This is a genomic window from Occultella glacieicola (assembly GCF_004353825.1).
GTDB lineage: Bacteria > Actinomycetota > Actinomycetes > Actinomycetales > Beutenbergiaceae > Occultella > Occultella glacieicola.
On sequence record NZ_SMNA01000007.1, the window covers coordinates 76,034 to 92,092 of the forward strand.

The window sequence follows — 16,059 nt, forward strand, 5'->3', positions numbered from 1 at the left end:
GTCGGGGTGGGGGTCGGGGCTGTCAGGATCGGCGGTCGGTGGCCGCCTCGAGCTGCTCGCGCAACTGCGCTGTGGTGCCGACGGGCAGGTCGCAGACGAACCCGCGGCAGACGTACGCGGCGGAGCCGCCGCGCAGCAGGGGCCGGTCGACGCGCAGGGGGTGCGGGTCCTCGGGCGCGCCGAACGCGAGCACCAGGCCCGGCGACGTGCTCGCCCGTGCGAGCCGGACCATCTCCTCGGCGACCTCGTCGGTCCCGACCACGGCCACCTGCACCGGCCCGGCCAGGGCCGCCTCGGCCACGGCGAGCGTCCAGCCGGCGAACCGGGCGTCGCGGCGGGCCACCTCGCCGCCGGCTGCGATGGCGGCGTCGGCCTCCGCACGCCACCGGCCGGTCAACGCGGAGAACGTCAGCAGCGCCCCGGCCAGGGCCGAGGTGCCCGAGGGCTCCGCGTTGTCACCCAGCCCGCGCGGGCGGATGACCAGGGCCTCGGCGTCGTCCGCGGTGTCGAAGAAGCCGCCGTCGCCGTCGGCGAAGTGGGCCAGCGCGGTGCCGAGCAGACCCTCCGCCGCGTCCAGCAGGCGGCGCTCGCCCGTGGCCTGGTGTAGCGCGAGCAGGCCCTCGGCGAGGTTGCCGTAGTCGTCGGCGACCCCGGCGGCGTCGCCGGCGACACCGTCACGGGAGGTGCGCAGCAGGCGTGGGCCCGATTCGCCCGCCACGACGTGCACCGCGAGCAGGAAGTCCGCGCACCGGGTCGCGGCGGCCACCCACTCGGGTCGGTCCAGGAGCGCGCCCGCCTCGGCCAGCGCCGCGATCGCCAGGCCGTTCCAGCTCGTGACCACCTTGTCGTCCCGCGCCGGCTGCGGCCGCCGTGACCGGGCCGCGAGCAGCGCGGCCCGCCACTGCGGCCACTGCGCCGGCGGCTCCCCGACCATCCGCAGGGTCGAGCGGCCCGCCTCGAACGTGCCCTCGGGACTGACGCCCAGCAGCTCGGCCGCAGCGACGCCGTCGGGCCCCAGGACGTCGGACACCTCGGCGGGCGACCACACGTACGTGAGCCCCTCCTCGCCGTCGGTGTCCGCGTCCAGCGCGGAGGCGAAGCCGCCCTGCGCGGTGCCGAGGTCGCGCAGCAGGAACTCGGCGGTCTCGGTGGCCACGCGCCGGGCGAGCGCCGAGCCCGCGGCACCTCCAGCACGGAACAGGTGCAGGTACACGCGCAGCAGCTGGGCGTTGTCGTAGAGCATCTTCTCGAAGTGCGGCACCACCCAGGCCGCGTCCACGGAGTACCGGGCGAACCCGCCGGCGAGCTGGTCGTAGATGCCGCCCCGGGCCATCGCCTCGCAGGTCGCCTCCGCCATCGCGAGCGCCGGCCCCGAGCCGGTGCGGGCGGCGTGGCGGAGCAGGAACTCCAGCACCATAGACGGGGGGAACTTCGGCGCGGATCCGAAGCCGCCACGGCGGGGGTCGAAGTCGAGGCGGAGGTGGCTGACGGCGTCGGCGAGCTGGTCCTCGCCGATCGGCATCGGCGCGCCGACGTCGGCGAGCGTGCGCAGGTCGTCGGCGATCTTCACGCCGCCGTCCACGACGGCGGACCGGTTGTCCCGCCACACCTCGTGCACGGCCCGCAGGAGCTGGAGGAACGGGGCCTTCGGGTAGTAGGTGCCGCAGTGGAACGGCTCGCCCGCGGGCGTGAGGAAGCAGGTCATCGGCCACCCGCCCGCGCCGGTCATCGCCTGGGTGGCGCGCATGTAGACGGCGTCGATGTCCGGGCGTTCCTCGCGGTCCACCTTGATCGCCACGAAGTCGGTGTTGACCGCCGCGGCCACGGTCTCGTCCTCGAACGACTCGTGGGCCATCACGTGGCACCAGTGGCAGGCCGCGTAGCCGACGCTGAGCAGGATCGGCACGTCGCGCTCGCGAGCCTGCGCGAGCGCTTCGGGGCCCCACTCCTGCCAGTGCACCGGGTTGTCCGCGTGCTGGCGCAGGTACGGGGAGGTCGAGTCCGCGAGCAGGTTCGCCATGTCTCCACCGTAGGCGGCGCGTCCAGCGGGCTCACTCCGGGCCGGTCAGCACCTTCAGAGTTACGGGTTGATGAGGACGAGGTCCCTTCCGGTCGTGACGTCGCGGAACTGCGTCGGGGTGCAGGTCGACGTATCCCCTTCCGCATCCCGTGGCCCGGGTCTAGTGTTCCCACCCATGGCCTCGAGCGGGGGAGGTCACCGACCGTCGGCATCGGTGTCCACGGATTCGGTGCGCCAGGGGCGGCTTGGGCCATGCCGGCATCACACCCCCGCGGACCAGGACCGGGTTTCGACCCGGTGGCGCAGCAACGGGGAGGAATCATGCGCACACGAAGGATCATCGGGACCACCGCAGCCGTCACGCTCACGCTCACCATCGCCGCCTGCGGGTCGGACGACGGCGGCGGCTCGGGTGACGGGACACTCGTCGGCGAGGGCAGCGGCGCGGACTGCGAGATCGCCGCCGCGATCGGTGTCGGGGCGGCCCTGTCGCTGACCGGGGCGGCGGCCAGTTACGGCGAGTCGCAGCGCAACGGGCTGGAGCTGGCCGTCGCGGACCTGAACGAGGAGGGCGGCGTCACGTACGAGCTGACCGTCGAGGACGACCAGACCGACCCGCGGCAGGGCATCACCGTGTTCGAGGACTTCACCGGCGGTGACACCAGCATCATCATCGGCCCGACGCTGTCCAATGGCGCGTTCCAGGCCCAGCCGATCGCCCAGGAGGCGGGTGTGCCGGTGCTGGCCATCTCCAACACGGCCTCCGGGATCACCGAGCAGGGTGACTACATCTTCCGGGACTCCCTGACCGAGGCGCAGGTCATCCCACAGACCATCGCCCTGGCCACCGAGACCTACGACCTGGAGCAGGTCGTGGTGATGTACAGCAACGACGACGCCTTCACCGAGTCCGGCTACGAGGTGTTCGCCTCCTCCCTGGAGTCCGAGGGTGTCGAGGTGACCGACACCCTGACCTTCTCGGTGTCGGACACCGACTTCCGGCCGTTGCTCACCGAGGCCCTGGCCGCCGAGCCCGATGCGCTGGTCGTGTCCGGCCTGATCGAGGCGGCCATCCCACTGGTCACCCAGGCCCGTGATCTCGGCATCGAGGTGCCGATCATCGGGGGGAACGGGTTCAACAACCCGCAGCTGATGGCCGACGCCGGAGCGGCGGCGGAGGGCGTGGTGGTCGGTGCGGCCTGGAACTCCACCTCCGACAACGCCGAGAACGTCGAGTTCCTGGACGCGTACGAGCAGGAGTTCGGCGGGCCGCCGGACCAGTTCGCCGCCCAGGCCTACGCCGCGATGACGATCATCGACACCGCCGTGCGGCACAACTGCTCGGGGGAGCGCGATGACGTCCAGGACGGCCTGAACAACATCGCCGACCTGCCCACGGTGCTCGGTTCGCTGACGATCAACGACGACCGTGACGCCGAGCACGAGGCGGTCGTGCAGGTGGTCGAGGACGGCGCGTTCGCCGTCCTCGGCTGAGGCGCCCAGCCCCGATGGACGTCCAACAGCTCCTCAACGGGCTGTTCGTCGGCTCGATCTACGCGCTGTTCGCGATCGGTTTCACGCTCGTCTTCGGTGTCCTGGACCGCCTGAACCTGGCGCACCCGGCCGTCTTCACCGTGGCCGCGTTCGTGGGGATCGAGCTGGTGGCGGTCGGTGGGCTCTCGATCTGGGCGGCGCTCCCGGTGGTGTTCGTGGTCGGCGGCCTGCTCGGCCTGGTGATCGAGCAGGTCGCCTTCCGGCCGCTCAAGGGACGGGCGGACGCCCACTTCGCGGGCCTGATCTCCTCGATCGCGCTCGCGGGCATGTTCATCGCGCTGCTGCAGTGGCGCTACGGACCGGACACCAAGCGCTTCCCCGCGGAGTCCTTCCCGGAGACCACGTACAAGGTCCTCGGCGCGCAGGTGACCGGGGTGCAGGTCGCGATCCTGCTGATCACGATCGTGCTCGCCGTCGGGCTGCATCTGCTGGTCGGTCGGACCCGACTGGGCCGCAGCATGCGTGCGACCGCGGAGAACCCGACGGCGGCACGGGTGGTGGGCGTCAACGTGGACCGCGTCAGTGCCACCACGCTCGCCATCTCCTCCGCGCTCGGCGCGGTCGCCGGTGCCCTGTTCGCCATGAACGTCAACAGCGCGCAGTTGGGCATGGGTGGTGCGATCGAGCTCAAGGGGCTCGCCGTGATCGTGGTGGGCGGGATGGCGTCCCTGCCCGGTGCCCTGGTGGGCGGCCTGCTGCTCGGCCTCGCGGAGGTCTTCACCGTTCAGTACATCGGCTCGAGCTGGCGCGACCTCGTCGCCTTCGGCCTGCTCTTCCTGATCCTCGTGGTGCGTCCCCAGGGACTGTTCGGCACCCGCAAGGTCCGGGAGGTCTGATGCCCGGCGACGCGACCCTCGTGTTCATCGCCATCAGCGGGATCTTCGCGTTCTCGTTCTACGCCGTCCTGGTGGCGGGGCAGCTCAGCCTCGGCCAGGCCGGTTTCGCGGCCATCGCCGCGTTCGGCTCGGCCACGCTCGCTCCCGCGCCGTCGCAGGTGGGTGACGTCCCGGCGCTGCTGATCGCGGTCGCGATCGGGATGTCGATGGGCGTGCTCGCCTCGATCGTGCTGGGTCTTCCGACGATGCATCTGCGTGGGGTGTTCCTGGCGATCGCGACCCTCGGGTTCGCCGAGGCCGTGCGCATCCTGATCATCAACATGGAGTCGCTCGGCGGCGCCCAGGGCATGCCGGTCCCGAAGGTGGTGACCCCCGCGATCGCGTGGGTGTTCCTGCTGCTGGTGGCCTACTGGTTCTGGCGGCAGGGTCCGTCCCGGTACGGCCGGGCGCTGGCCGCGATCCGGGAGGACGAGCTGGCCGCCCGAGCGATGGGCATCGACGTGGGCCGCCATCGCCTGCAGGTGTTCGTGACCTCCGGCGCCCTCGCGGGGCTCTACGGCGTCCTCTGGGCGTACTTCGTGAGGCTGATCGCGCCGGAGGACTTCTCGTTCACGACCGCGATCGATGGTCTGGTCACGGCGGTGGTCGGGGGCTCGACGCTGTTCGTCGGCCCGATCCTGGGCAGCATCTTCCTGACCCTGGTGCCGGACCTGCAGCGGGCGATCGGGATTGACGCCGGCTGGATCCGGCCCTTCCTGGCCAGCCTGCTGTTGCTCCTGGTGATCCTGTTCCTGCCCGGCGGGCTGGCCAGCCTCGTTCCGCGCCGGGTCCGGATGCCTGCCGTCACGGGGACCGACCTCGGCAGCGAGGCCGCCGGGCTGGAGACGAGGCAGCACCCGGCCGACGGCGAACCGGTGGTCCGGCTCCGCGGGCTCAGCAAGGACTACGGCGGGGTGCACGCGGTGCGTGGCGTGGACCTCGAGGTCACCGGTGGTGAGATCCTCGGCCTGATCGGGCCGAACGGCGCGGGCAAGACCACACTGGTCAACATGATCAGCGGCCTGGTCCGCGGCACCTCGGGCACGGTCGAGGTCCTGGGGATCCGACCCGGACGCACGGCCGTGCACCGGGTCGCCGCCGCCGGCGTGAGCCGCACCTTCCAGCAGTCCCGGTTGTTCCCGCGACTGTCCGCCCTGGAGAACACCCTCGTCGGCAGCCACGTCCTCACCCGACCGACCTTCGTGCGCCGGATGCTCTGGTTGCCGTCCGCCCGCCGCGACGAGCAACGTGCCCTGCAGCACGCGGCCCGGTGCCTGCGCCGGGTCGGCCTTGCGGACAAGGCCGCAGTGCCCGCCAAGGCGCTCTCGTACGGGGACCAGCGACGCCTGGAGATCGCCCGCGCGCTCGCCGCGGACCCGTCCCTGCTGATCCTGGACGAACCCGCCGCCGGGATGAACCACGTCGAGGCGGCCGGGCTCTCCGACCTGATCGGCGCGCTGGGGCGGGACGGCCTGACGATCCTGCTGATCGAGCACAACGTCGCGATGGTGATGCGCACCTGCTCCCGGATCGTGGTGCTCAACTTCGGTGAGGTCATCGCAACCGGCTCCCCGGAGGAGGTGGCCGCGAACAGCGAGGTGGTCGAGGCCTACCTGGGCAGTGCCGAGCCCGAGGGGGAACCACGATGACCGGGCTGACCGGGCCGATCCTGACGGTCGAGGACCTGCGGGTGCGCTACGGCCGGGTGGAGGCGGTGCGCGGGGTGAGCTTCGACGCCGCCGCGGGCGAGCTCGTGACCCTGGTCGGTGCCAACGGGGCCGGCAAGAGTTCGATCATCAACGCCGTCTCCGGCCTGGTGCGCCCGCGGGGCGGCCGGATCCTCTTCGAGGGCCGCGACATCACCCGAACGCCCGCCCACCGGCTGGTCCGGTCCGGCCTAGTGCAGGTGCCGGAGGGCAGACAGATCCTGGCGACGCTCACCGTCGAGGAGAACCTCAGGCTCGGGGCACCCCGCCGGGCCGGCATCGGGGAGGTCTACGGGCGCTTCCCGGTCCTCGCCGAGCGCCGACGGAGTCCGGCCGGCACCCTGTCCGGTGGCGAGCAGCAGATGCTGGCGATCGGCCGTGCCCTCGTGGCCCGGCCCCGGCTGATCCTGCTCGACGAGCCGTCGATGGGTCTGGCCCCCCGGATCGTCGACGAGGTGTTCGGCGTGATCGGGGAGATCCGTTCCTCCGGTACCACCGTGGTCCTGGTCGAGCAGAACGCCCGCCGGGCCCTGCGGGCCGCCGATCACGGCTACATCCTGGCCAGCGGTGAGATCGTCCACAGCGGTCCGGCGGCCGAGCTGCTCGGCGATGACCGGGTGGTCCAGGCCTACCTCGGGGTGGAGACCTGAGGACTCCTACCCGCGTGGGTCCGGCTCACGGACCTGGATCCGGAGGTGGTCGAACCCGTCGAGACCGAGGACGTCGAGGACGCCCGGTACCAGGTCCGGGTCCGGCCGGAAGTGCACCGTGGTGCCGGTCGCGCCGGTCATGCCCGCGACCTCCTCGAGCTCGCCGACCGGGATGCCGTGTTCGTAGCGCTGGCGCCAGGCACCCTCGTCCCGGTGGTTGGTGTGCACCAGCCAGGTGCTCAGGGCCGCGACCACGGACATGCCCCGGCGGGCCCGACCGTCCGGGAGCGGCGTCGCCTCCGTGGTGTCGAAGAAGCGAAGGTCCTTCGTCGCCATGACCGGCTTGCGGATGACCGTCCCGTCCGCGCGGCGGTGGACGGCGGTGCCGCGCCCGTCGTCGGTCACCGAGACGGAACCGTCCGGATACCGGGTGAGCACCACGGTGCCGGTCCGGGCACCCGCGGCGGCCTCCTCGTCGGCGTACGCGAGCACCTCCTGGACCAGGTGCGTCACGCCTCCGCCGACCAGGCGGGCGGCGCCGGCACGGATCGCGGCGAGATGGTCCAGGTCCACGGGCTGGGCCCACTCGTGGGTGGTGGCGGCGGGGAGGTCGGAGGTCATCCCCGCATCCTGCCACCGGCGTGTCCGCGCGGGTGCCGGCCGAGGCCCTCGACCGGATCTAGGGCAGCGGGTCCTGCTCCGGGGAGGGCACCGGCCGGGTGGTCTCGGCCGCCCGCATCGTGCGGCTCGCGGCGATGGCGAGCAGGGCGGCGGTGAGGCCGGCGCCCATCACCACGACGTACCCGCCGCGTGGTCCGAAGGAGTCGACGGCCTGTCCGGACAGGGACGTGCCGACGGCGAACCCGAGGCCGATCGCGGTGCCCACCCAGGTCAGGCCCTCGGTCAGCCGGGACGACGGAACCAGGGCCTGCACGAGCGCGTTGCCGGTGATGATCGTCGGTGCGATCGTGAACCCGGTCACGAACATCACCGGCGCCAGGACGAACAGGGAGTCCACCCACACGAACAGGCTGACCCCGAGCGCCAGCAGGATGACGCCGCCGACGAACCGCTTCCACAGCGGCGCCACCCACTCCCGGGCACCGTAGAGCAGACCGGAGATCAGGGAGCCGGCCGCCATCACCGCAAGCATCACACCGGCCCACGCCTTCGCGCCGTGGGCTTCGGAGAACGCGACCGTCGCCACGTCCGAGGCGCCGAAGATGATGCCCATCCCGACGAACACGACCGCGATCACGACCATCGCGCCGGAACGCATCACCGAGCGGTGCTCACCCTGCGGCGGGCGGCCCGAGGGCGGCGGTTCGGTGGCCCGCTGGGACAGGAACCAGAACCCGCCCGCCCCGGCCGCGACGATCGCGGTGACCAGTCCCGCCGTCGGGCTGATCGAGGTGGCCAGGAACGTGGCCAGCACCGGCCCGATCACGAACACCAGTTCGTCGAGCGCGGACTCCAGCGAGTACGCGGTGTGCAGCTCCCGCGGCCCGTCGATCACCAGGTTCCACCGTGCCCGTACCATCGCGCCCATCGAGCCGACGGTCGCACCACTGAGCACGGCGGCGAGGTAGAGCCAGACCTCGTCCGCGCGGACCGACCCGACGACCGTGATCGCGACCAGGCCGGTCATCGCGACCGCGAGTGATCGGCGCATCACCCTCGCCTGCCCGAACCGGTCCACGAGCCGGGCGATCTGGGGCGCGCAGACCGCCTGGGCCAGCGCGTAGGCGGCGGCCACCCGGCCGGCCAGGCCGTAGGTGTCGTACACGGCCGAGATCATCAGCACGATCGAGATGGTGACCATCGACATCGGCAGCCGGGCGAGGACTCCGGCGGTCGAGAAGGCGAGGGCGCCGGGCCTGCTCAGCACGCGGCGGTAGGGGGCGAGCACGATAGATTCTTGCACCGTCCGACCACCACACTGCCCGGGGGATCCGCCGTCGCGGTAGCGTGCACCGATGAGGATCACGAAGCGTGAGCATGCCTGCCTGATCGTCGAGCACGGCGACCCCGGGTCCGGCGACGCGGTGCTCGTCATCGACCCGGGCTCGTTCTCCACCCTTCCGGACCTGGGCTCCCTCGGCCCGGTCGCGGCTGTCGTGCTCACCCACGCGCACGCCGACCACGCCCATCCCGAGCACCTGGCCGCGCTCCGGGATGCGAACCCGGACGCCGTGTTCCTCGGGCCGCCGGCCGTGGCGGCGGCGGTCGCGGGCATCGGGATCCAGGTGGTGCAGGCCGGTCAGTCCTTGACCGTCGGCCCGTTCGAGCTGACCTTCCACGGCGGGGTGCACGCCCGGATCCACTCCTCGATACCGCCGGTGGACAACGTCGGGGTCAGCGTGAACGGCGTCCTGTACCACCCGGGCGACTCCCTCGAGCCCGCCGTCACCGGGATGCCGGTGCTGGCCGCCCCGGTGAGCGGGCCCTGGCTCAAGGCGGGCGAGGTGATGGACCTGGTCGGCGCCGTCGGCGCCGCGCACGTGGTGCCGATCCACGAGAGCCACGCCTCCGCCGTCGGGCAGCAGTTGATGGCGCGGCTCGTGGGCGGCGCGGCCGAGGCGGCCGGTGGGCGCTACGACGCGCTCGCGGTCGGCGAGTCCCTGGAGGTCTAGCCGTGGCCGCTGAGATCGCACCTGCCGTTGTGAGTTAGCACCGTGCACCGGTGCGAAGTCACACTGTGAGGTGCGATCTCAGCGATCTGGGCGTCAGTCGGCGAGCGCCTGGCTGACCACGTCCTTGGCGGCCTCCTGCACCTGGGTCAGGTGGTCGGCGGAGACGAACGACTCCGCGTAGATCTTGTACACGTCCTCGGTGCCGGACGGCCGCGCCGCGAACCAGGCGTCCGCGGTCGTCACCTTGAGGCCGCCGATCGCGGCGCCGTTGCCGGGCGCGGCCACGAGCCGGTCGGTGATCGGCTGCCCGGCGAGTTCGGTCGCCGAGACGGCGTCGGGGGCGAGGGCGCCGAGCCTGGCCTTCTGCTCCCGCGTCGCAGGGGCGTCCACCCGGGCGTACCAGCTCTCCCCGTGCTCGGCCACCTGCTCCTCATGCAACTGGCTGGGGGAGCGGCCGGTCACGGCCTGGATCTCGGAGGCGAGCAGCGCGAGCAGGATGCCGTCCTTGTCCGTGGTCCAGACCGACCCGTCCTGCCGCAGGAACGAGGCCCCCGCGGACTCCTCGCCACCAAACCCGACGGACCCGTCGAGCAGGCCCGGAACGAACCACTTGAACCCGACCGGCACCTCCATCAGCGGGCGGCCAAGCCCGCCGACCACCCGGTCGATGAGCGCGGACGAGACGAGTGTCTTGCCGACCCCGGTGCGCGGACCCCAGCCGTCGCGGTGGGAGTACAGGTAGGCGATCGCCACGGCGAGATAGTGGTTCGGGTTCATCAGGCCACCGTCGGGCGTGACGATGCCGTGCCGGTCCGCGTCCGCGTCGTTGCCGGTCGCGATGTCGTACGGGGCGGCGGCGCCCTCGGCGCGCATCGTGTTCACCAGCGACGCCATCGCCGACGGCGAGGAGCAGTCCATCCGGATCTTGCCGTCCCAGTCGAGCGTCATGAACGCCCACCGCGGATCCACGACCGGGTTCACCACGGTCAGGTCCAGGCTGTGCCGGTCGGCGATCGCGGCCCAGTAGTCCACGGAGGCGCCCCCGAGCGGGTCCGCCCCGATCCGGATGCCGGCGGAGCGGATCGCGTCCAGGTCCAGCACCGACTCCAGGTCGTCGACGTAGGTGAGCAGGAAGTCGTGCTTGTGCACGGTCGCGGCCCCGACGGCGCGCTCGTAGGGCACCCGGGGGACGGCGTCGAGGCCGGAGCGGAGCAACGCGTTCGCGCGGCGTGCGATCGCGCCGGTCGCCTCGGAGTCGGCCGGGCCACCGTGCGGCGGGTTGTACTTGAACCCGCCGTCGCGCGGGGGGTTGTGCGAGGGCGTCACCACGATGCCGTCCGCCAGGCCGGGCCCGCGCGTGCGCACGCCCTCGGCGGAGCCGGCACCGTTGTAGCGCAGGATCGAGTGGGACACGGCCGGGGTCGGGGTGTAGGAGTCCCGGGCGTCGATGTGCACCTCCACCCCGGCGCCGGCGAGGACCTCGAGAGCGGTCCGGGTGGCCGGTTCGGACAGGGCGTGGGTGTCGCGGCCCAGGTACAGCGGGCCGTCCGTGCCCTGCGTCGCCCGATACTCGACGATCGCCTGGGTGATCGCGACGATGTGCGCCTCGTTGAACGCGGTGTCCAGGCTGGAGCCCCGGTGCCCGGACGTCCCGAACACCACCTGCTGGCTCACCTCGTCCGGATCGGGGGTCCGGTCGTAGTAGGCGGAGACGACGGCGTCGACGTCGATGAGGTCCTCGGGGAGGGCGACCTGCCCAGCGCGCTCATGCATGTCCTCGATCCTGCCACCGCTCGGGCGGTACTGGCGAGCGGTCGGGTTCGGCCCTGCGCCCGTGGCGTCGATAGGGTGCGGTCATGGCCAAACGCAAGAAGTCCGACGGCGTCAATGAGAAGGTCGCGGCCCGTCGCGCCGCGCGCAAGGCGGCTCAGGCGGCGAACGCCGCGGGCGCCGCGGGTGAGGGCGTGCGGCGCACCTTCGCCGGTCTGCCGGGGGAGGCGGACTGGGTCGCGATGCGCGAGGTGGTTCCGGCCGCCACGGCGACGGCGCGCACCACCAGCGCCCACGGATCGCGGGACGTCGTGGTCGCCTCGTTGATCCCGGGCATGCTGCCGGCCATGCACCGCACCGACGGCGTCATCATGGTCGCGCTGCAGACCGCGTCCACGAGCGCCGACCCCAGCCGGGACGTCGCTGCGGCCCTGCTGGAGATCCTCGACACCGAGCCCGGCACGAGCCTGGACCACTTCGAGCTGCCCGGCCCGGGGCCCCGCCTGCAGGACGTCCTGGACACCGAGTTCCCGTTCGAGGTCACGGTTCACGCGGGCTTCGACTTCGTGGTGCCCGACGGCGTGGAGCCGGAACCGGAGCTGGCGGCCGCACTCGAGGAGTTCGCGCAGCTGACCGTACCCACCGTGAAGGTGCCCGGCGTGGAGGCCGCGTACTGGTGCCGGATGGGTGCGCGGGAGTTCCTGCGCTGGTCCCGGACCGAGGACGAGGAGTTGCTCCTCGACGCACTCGCCCGGCTGCATGCGAAGCGTGAGTCCGGCCTCGATGAGGACGCCCGGTTCATCGGCGCGTTCCGCTCCAGCGGGCTCGTGGTCCCGGTCTGGGAACTGGCCCGCGGCACCGAGGCGGAGGAGCTCGACGACGTCCTCGGCCCCTACCAGGAACGTCTCCTCGCAGCGCTCGCGGTCGACGAGCCGCTGACTGCGGACGAGCGCCGGGCCCGGGCCGGAATCGTGTCGCGGCAGGTGACGCTCCGGTAGTGGGAGGGTCAACAGGTTCGAAGGCTACGATCGGGTTAGGGTAAAGAAGTGAGCAGCGAGTCGGCCGGGGGCAGCGGTTCCCTACGCGTGATCCGCCGCCGCGCCCCCGACTCCGCCCGGCGGGCCGCCGCGGAAGCGCCGGGGATGGCCTTCCTGCCGGACGACCAGCGGGTGGCGGTCGTGATCCCGGCCAAGGACGAGGCCGAACGGATCGCCGCGACGGTGCGGGCCGTGCGGGCGATCCCGCACGTGGACCTCGTGCTGGTGGTCGACGACGGCTCCGAGGACGACACCCAGCACCTGGCCCGGGGGGCCGGGGCCGTGGTGGTCCGGCACTCCCACAACCGGGGCAAGGCCTCCGCGATGGAGACCGGCGCCGCTGTGGTGGCCATGCGCGACGCGGAGACCGGCCCGGCGCGGCTGCTGCTGTTCGTGGACGCCGACCTCGGGGCGACCGCGGTGAACGCCGCCCCGCTGGTGCCGCCGGTGCTGCACGGCAAGGCGGACATGTCGATCGCGACCCTGCCGAAGCAGGCGGGCGCCGCCGGCCGGGGGATCGTCACCGGCCTGGCCCGCAGGTCCATCCACGCCGCGACCGGGTGGGCGCCGGCGCAGCCGCTGTCCGGGCAGCGGTGCCTGACCCGGGCCGCGTTCGACGCGGCGACCCCGCTCGCCCGCGGGTGGGGCGTGGAGACCGGGATGACCATCGACGTGCTTCTCCAGGGTTTCGCCGTGGTGGAGGTGCCCTGCGACCTGCGGCACCGGGCCTCCGGCAGCGACCTCAAGGGCCAGTTGCACCGGGCCGCGCAGTACCGGGACGTGGCGATGGCCGTGGCCGCGCGCCGGTTCCGGCACTACAAGCAGCGCGTCAGCCGCGATCCGAGCGAGGCAGCCGGGCCTTCCGGTGAGGCCGGGCAGGCCGCCGGCCCCGAGCGCTGACCGGTTCGAGCGGCTCCTGGTTCGCCCGGATCAGGTCGGCGGGCTCGAGCGCGAGCATCCAGGTGGCGCAGGCTGCGAGCAGCAGCGGCACCGTGACCGACACCCCGATGGCCGGGATGGCGATCCCGGAGTCGTTGACCAGCAGGCCGAGGCCCAGGGCAACGCCGATCGCGATGATGCCCGGGGGCAGCATCGGGGAGTCCTTACCCATCCGGGAGATCGGGGTGCCGGCGGAGAGCCAGTCGTACCCGCCACCGCCCGGGGAGGTGATCGCGCCGCGGATCGGCCGGGAGAGCACGAACACGACGGTCAGCACCCCGCAGATCGCGAGGATCGTCAGCGGCCGGTTCCCGAACAGGATGGTGATGTTCTGGTCCAGTTTGCGCGCGATCACCGGCCACAGCCCGCCGTCGAGCACGGTCTGGAAGAAGCGGCCGAGGTGGGTGCGCTCGTCCGGTGGGCGTAGCCAGTCGACGAACGCGAGGCTGATGGTGGCGGCCGCCGCCGCCGCCAGGACCACCAGGACCCGGCGCCAGGTGAGCCCGATGCCGGCCGCCATGAGGGCGAGCAGCCCGTACGCGGGCAGCAGCGCCGGCGGGCCACCGAAGTCCGCGCCGATGCCCGGGGCGCCGTCGATGACCGCGGCGACGATCCCGATGATGAGCACGATCACCCCGGCGAGCTTGCGCCGTCCCGCCGCGACCAGCGGGTTCGCGATGGCGACCGTGACCAGCAGGGTGGACACGGTGAACAGCGAGAACGAGGTGTTGTTCATGCCGTAGAACCGGCCGGCGACGAGCGTCGGCACCCCCATCACGGCCGAGATCTGCAGCGTCGCCCCGGTGATCACGTCCACGGTGAGCACCCCCGCGGTCACCGCCGCCACCCAGGTGGCCGGGCCGAGGACCCGTCGGCGCCAGGGCCCGATGAGCGCGATCGTGACGATCAGGGCCACCCAGCCCAGCGTGATCACGGCCAGCCCGAGCGCCGGTGGCGTGGCCCGCCACCACGGCAGCAGGTTCGCCAGGAACGAGGAGACCGGCAGCGCCCCGATGGACAGCGCGACGACCCGCAGCAGCCGTAGCACCCCGGACCGGGCGACCACGAGGTTCTCGTCGGCCCGGCGGCGCGGGAAGCGCCGGGCCAGGAAGGCCCGGATCCGGGTCGCGGCCGGACGCTTCAGACCCAGGGCGACCGCGGCGAACAGGGCGAGGTTGAGGACCACGAGGATCGAGTAGTAGGTGGGCACCAGCGGCCGCACGGCCTGCGCGTGCAGCTCGTCGTCGAGCAGGCGGTCGATCCGGTCGACGGCGGCACCCGGGTCCGCGAGTGCCCGCGCCGGAGCGCCGATCGTGACCCCGGTCGGGATCGCGTCGGTGATGCCGAGCAGCCCGGTGAGGGTGGGCTGCTGGTCGGTCGCGAGGACGTAGCCGTCCTGCCGCGTCGAGGAGGAGGTGAGCACGGCCTGGTCCTGGCCCGGGCCACTGACCGCGAGTACGCGCAGGCCCGGGCCGCCACCGGAGTCGGAGATCCCGGACAGGATGATCACCGGGTCGGTCCCGGAGTCGAGGATGCCCTGGACGATCGCGGCCACGTGCTCGTCGGCGACCTGGACCTGGTTCGCGTGGTACTGCTCGGTCGTGACCGGGCCGGGGGCGTCCTGGATGTCGCCGGCGTCGATCACCACCAGCCGGGAGCGCTCGAGCGCGATGGCCGTCTGGGTGGTCCACTCCTCGGCGTCGGTCGGCTGACGGAGGTGGTCCTGGGTGTGGCCGGTGGAGTCGGCGAGCGCGATCGCGGCACCCGGCCCGATGCTGGTCGCGGGGGTGCCCGTGCTCGCGACCGCGTCGCCGAGCAACCCGAGCCGGGCGTCGAAGTTCTCCTCGGCGGCCGCCGTGGTGTAGTCGAGCCACCCCGGCACGGCCCCCTCCTGCCCGACCTCGAGCAGGTCGCGGCACGGGTCCTGGGAGTCCGCGGCCCGGGTGCCCGAGGAGATGGCCAGCCAGCCGTCGGCGGGGCACGACGAGGTGTGCACGCTGCGGACCACGAGCGAGCCGACCGAGTCCTGGGCCAGCGACCACAGGGCCGGGGTCTGCGGGGTGATGTCGGCCCAGGCGAGGCCGGCCACCCCGATCATCACGACCGGCCGGTCGGTGCCGGCCTCCCGGGGCGCCCCGCCCGTGGTGAGCGTCCCCGCCGGACCCGGCCGGTCGCCGTCGGGCGTCGCCGTGGCGCCCATCGCCGGGGTGAGCAGGAACAGCCCGACGGCGCACGCGGCGACCACGAGGGCGCGCCACAGGGGCGGCAGGGAGCGCGCGTTCGGCGCCGGGGTCGTCGTGCTCGGGGTCATCGCACCTCAGCGTAGAGGCGCGATGCGAAGGAATCGTGCGGGGGTGCGGGGGATTCGTGCGCCCGGGCGGCGCCGATGAACGGCTGTGATTGCGCTCTCGGCGATCCCGAGGACATCGGGCCTAGCATCCACACCGGCGGTCCGGTACTGTTTCCGCTTGAGGTTGCAGTGCATCGCACGTCTTGACGTCGACCTTCGCAGGTCGGCGTCGTTCTTCTTACCGGAGAGTGACGAACGACACCGTGGCCGCGGGCTCGACAAGCGGTCCCGCGACAACACTCCCGAAGGAGAACAATATGACCACCGGAATCGTGAAGTGGTTCAACGCCGAGAAGGGCTTCGGCTTCATCGCCCCCGAGGATGGCAGCGCCGACGTGTTCGCGCACTACTCCGCCATCGCCACGAGCGGCTACCGCACGCTCGAGGAGAACCAGCGGGTCGAGTTCGAGGTGACGCAGGGCCCCAAGGGCCCGCAGGCCTCGGACATCCGTCCCCTCTGAGTTTCGCTCGCGGGGCCGTCCGAGCCCCCCGTTAGAACTCTGCGAAGCGCACCATCCCCTCGGG

Annotated in this window: 13 protein-coding genes; 8 read left to right on the top strand and 5 right to left on the bottom strand. The window is 72.6% G+C overall.

What is annotated here, in order from left to right:
• Positions 1-22 precede the first annotated feature (22 nt).
• Positions 23-2,020: a thioredoxin domain-containing protein gene (locus tag EXU48_RS15245; RefSeq protein WP_133108544.1), complete on the bottom strand. Its 1,998-nt coding sequence runs from the start codon at positions 2,018-2,020 to the stop codon at positions 23-25.
• A gap of 321 nt (positions 2,021-2,341) precedes the next feature.
• Here EXU48_RS15245 and EXU48_RS15250 point away from each other — a divergent pair, with 321 nt between their 5' ends.
• Genes EXU48_RS15250 through EXU48_RS15265 form a run of 4 tightly spaced genes read left to right on the top strand, consistent with a single transcriptional unit; the run spans position 2,342 to position 6,805 of the window.
• The gene (locus EXU48_RS15250) at positions 2,342-3,514 is read left to right on the top strand and encodes an ABC transporter substrate-binding protein (RefSeq protein WP_133108545.1); all 1,173 of its coding nucleotides are present in this window, start codon (positions 2,342-2,344) and stop codon (positions 3,512-3,514) included.
• A gap of 14 nt (positions 3,515-3,528) precedes the next feature.
• A complete protein-coding gene (locus EXU48_RS15255) occupies positions 3,529-4,410 on the top strand; it encodes a branched-chain amino acid ABC transporter permease (RefSeq protein ID WP_133108546.1) in 882 nt (293 codons plus the stop codon).
• Positions 4,410-6,098: a branched-chain amino acid ABC transporter ATP-binding protein/permease gene (locus tag EXU48_RS15260; protein WP_133108547.1), complete on the top strand. Its 1,689-nt coding sequence runs from the start codon at positions 4,410-4,412 to the stop codon at positions 6,096-6,098. Before EXU48_RS15255 ends, EXU48_RS15260 begins: the two co-directional genes overlap by 1 nt.
• Positions 6,095-6,805 carry an ABC transporter ATP-binding protein gene (locus EXU48_RS15265; protein WP_207947770.1) on the top strand — a complete coding sequence of 237 codons (711 nt, stop codon included), beginning with the start codon at positions 6,095-6,097 and terminating at the stop codon, positions 6,803-6,805. The genes EXU48_RS15260 and EXU48_RS15265 overlap by 4 nt, the downstream gene beginning before the upstream one ends.
• A gap of 6 nt (positions 6,806-6,811) precedes the next feature.
• Here the strand turns inward: EXU48_RS15265 and EXU48_RS15270 are convergent, their stop codons facing one another.
• Positions 6,812-7,426 (bottom strand): ATP-binding protein, encoded by a 615-nt coding sequence (locus EXU48_RS15270; protein WP_133108548.1) that lies wholly within the window; start codon positions 7,424-7,426, stop codon positions 6,812-6,814.
• A gap of 58 nt (positions 7,427-7,484) precedes the next feature.
• The gene (locus EXU48_RS15275) at positions 7,485-8,714 is read right to left on the bottom strand and encodes an MFS transporter (protein WP_133108549.1); all 1,230 of its coding nucleotides are present in this window, start codon (positions 8,712-8,714) and stop codon (positions 7,485-7,487) included.
• Between the two features lie 67 nt (positions 8,715-8,781).
• Between EXU48_RS15275 and EXU48_RS15280 the strand changes: the two genes are divergently transcribed.
• The gene (locus EXU48_RS15280; RefSeq protein ID WP_133108550.1) at positions 8,782-9,438 is read left to right on the top strand and encodes an MBL fold metallo-hydrolase; all 657 of its coding nucleotides are present in this window, start codon (positions 8,782-8,784) and stop codon (positions 9,436-9,438) included.
• Between the two features lie 93 nt (positions 9,439-9,531).
• Here EXU48_RS15280 and pgm read toward each other — a convergent pair whose 3' ends face one another.
• Entirely contained in the window at positions 9,532-11,211 is a 1,680-nt protein-coding gene (gene pgm, locus EXU48_RS15285; RefSeq protein ID WP_133108551.1) for a phosphoglucomutase (alpha-D-glucose-1,6-bisphosphate-dependent), read from the bottom strand.
• Positions 11,212-11,294: 83 nt separating this feature from the next.
• On the opposite strand from pgm, the gene EXU48_RS15290 reads away from it, so the two are divergent.
• Positions 11,295-12,206: a DUF5926 family protein gene (locus EXU48_RS15290; RefSeq protein ID WP_133108552.1), complete on the top strand. Its 912-nt coding sequence runs from the start codon at positions 11,295-11,297 to the stop codon at positions 12,204-12,206.
• 144 nt (positions 12,207-12,350) lie between these two features.
• On the top strand, positions 12,351-13,145 hold the full coding sequence (locus EXU48_RS15295) for a glycosyltransferase family 2 protein (RefSeq protein ID WP_133108767.1): 795 nt from the start codon (positions 12,351-12,353) through the stop codon (positions 13,143-13,145).
• Here EXU48_RS15295 and EXU48_RS15300 read toward each other — a convergent pair.
• Positions 13,075-15,495 carry a hypothetical protein gene (locus EXU48_RS15300; protein ID WP_133108553.1) on the bottom strand — a complete coding sequence of 807 codons (2,421 nt, stop codon included), beginning with the start codon at positions 15,493-15,495 and terminating at the stop codon, positions 13,075-13,077. The genes EXU48_RS15295 and EXU48_RS15300 overlap by 71 nt on opposite strands.
• 296 nt (positions 15,496-15,791) lie before the next feature.
• On the opposite strand from EXU48_RS15300, the gene EXU48_RS15305 reads away from it, so the two are divergent.
• Positions 15,792-15,995 (top strand): cold-shock protein, encoded by a 204-nt coding sequence (locus EXU48_RS15305; protein WP_133108554.1) that lies wholly within the window; start codon positions 15,792-15,794, stop codon positions 15,993-15,995.
• Positions 15,996-16,059 lie beyond the last annotated feature (64 nt).